This is a genomic window from Niastella sp. (genome assembly GCF_045805085.1).
GTDB lineage: Bacteria > Bacteroidota > Bacteroidia > Chitinophagales > Chitinophagaceae > Niastella.
In genome coordinates, this window is the sequence record NZ_JBJMLX010000367.1 from 1 (window position 1) to 2,194 (window position 2,194).

The 2,194-nt window shown below is 45.0% G+C and carries 2 protein-coding genes; both read right to left on the bottom strand.

Annotation, left to right across the window (positions count from 1 at the left end; all coding sequences use genetic code 11):
- On the bottom strand, window positions 1-1,189 hold a 1,189-nt coding region (locus tag ACJ751_RS18905), incomplete at its 3' end, for a hypothetical protein (protein WP_407747079.1).
- A 135-nt stretch (window positions 1,190-1,324) separates the two neighbouring features.
- The coding region (locus tag ACJ751_RS18910) for a hypothetical protein (RefSeq protein WP_407747080.1) at window positions 1,325-2,194 on the bottom strand (870 nt) is incomplete at its 5' end.

The window sequence follows — 2,194 nt, forward strand, 5'->3', positions numbered from 1 at the left end:
TAATTAAGGTGTCCTTATATGTTCCGGCAGCATTATATTTATTACCGTTCCAGGTGTATGGCAGTTGGCTACTGCAGATGGTAATCGTTTGTAACCCGGTCACTACGGGGTTAACACTCAAGGTGAGCGTAACAACAGAATCACAACCGGCGGCGCTAATCAAGGTATCCTTATATGATCCAGCTGCATTATACTTATTGCCATTCCAGGTGTATGGCAGTTGATTGGCACAAACAGTGGCTGTCTGTGCTCCTGTTACAACGGGATTAACATTCAATGTCAGGGCGACAATAGAATCACAACCTGTAGCACTGATAAGGGTATCCTTATAGATTCCCGCTGCATTATAAGCATTACCATTCCATAAATATGGCAATTGATTAGCGCAAACAGTTGCGGTTTGAGATCCTGTTACAACTGGGCTAACATTTAATGTCAGGGTTATGATGGAATCGCAACCCGCGGCGGAAGTCAGGGTATCCTTATAAGTGCCAGCAGTAGTATAGGAATTGCCATTCCATAAGTATGGTAATTGATTAGCGCAAACAGTTGCGGTTTGAGTTCCTGTTACAACTGGGTTAACATTTAATGTCAGGGTTATGATGGAATCGCAACCTGCAGCACTAACTAAGGTGTCCTTATAGGTTCCAGCCACATTATAAGAATTCCCGTTCCAGGTGTATGGTAACTGATTGGCGCAAATAGTGGCTGTCTGAGTTCCAGTTGCCACTGGATTTACATTCAATGTCAGGGTGACAATAGAATCACAACCTGTAGCACTGACAAGGGTATCCTTATAGATTCCCGCAGCATTATAAGTATTACCATTCCATAAATATGGTAATTGATTAGCACAAACAGTGGCAGTTTGAGTTCCGGTTACAACTGGATATACATAAACAATCCCTGATTGTATATCTCCCTCGCAACCATCTGCAGAACGTTCCTGTACGGTGATGAGAAATTGACCAGCCGTATTCCAGGTAATAGTTATTTCATTGGTAGTAATGGATTGTGTAACACCATCTATTTTCCATATGTAAGTAGAGAGGACGCTTGCATCATTTACAGAATATTTTTTAGTGGTTCCAATACATACATGATCCGGCATAGCCATTTGCGCAGATGTCTCTTTGACACTGAACAAGAGCAAAGTGAATACAATGATATGTAGTAACCGTTTAAACATTCTCGTCCGTTAGCTTACTATATTAAGTTGTCCGAAAAGCGCTACATGCACACTGCTTCTCCAGGAAGCAGCGTGCATGTTTGCAGCTTTGTGGGTGGTTTTAATTGGGTTTCATTTCTTTGTTGCTTTTCATTTTTAATTATGGGTGATTGGGGTTGTTACAGGTTTCGGATTAACAGTCACAGTCTGGTTAGCCGTAGCCGTGCAACCAGTTCCACACATGGTCTCTGTTACCGTCACAGTCTGGACGCCAGGTGTTGTCCACTGAACAGTTATTGAATTGCCTGTACTTGATCCAATGATAGTTCCTCCGGCAGACACCGTCCAGCTATACGTGTTGCAACCATTTAGCGGTGTGCTATACACTACTGTTTCGGTAAGTACGCAGGCTGGAGTTGGACCAGTTACAACCGGCGTTGGCAATGGATTAATGGTTACCACTGTTGTACAGGTGGAAATATTGCCACATGCATCTGTAACTGTCCATGTTATTGTTGACGCACCTACATTAAATGTTCCACTTGCATCGGTTCCTGTACCACTTCTTGTTGTTGCCCCTGTGACCTGGTAAGTGATCGTCAAGTTAGTGCTGCAGTTATCCGTTGCAGTCAAGGCAGGGATAGTATAAGTGTTGCCTGACCCAACACAGAACGATTGTGATGGCGGACAAGTTATCACCGGTGCTTCCGTATCCCTGGTGAAGGTGATCGTTTGCGTTTGTGTTCCGGTGTTACCGCATGCATCTGTTGCCGTCCAGGTTCTGGTGATAGAGCGGTCGCAACCTGTACCTGTTTCTGCCCCATCGGTGAAGGTGGCGGTAAGACCGGTAGCGCAGTTGTCGCTTACTGAGGCAGTACCAAAGGCAGCTGTGAGCTGTGCCGCTGTCGGGTTACAGGTTACCGCTGTTGAAGCTGTAACCGTAATTACCGGTGCTTCAGTATCCCTGGTGAAGGTGATCGTTTGCGTTTGTGTTCCGGTGTTACCGCATGCATCTGTTGCCGTCCA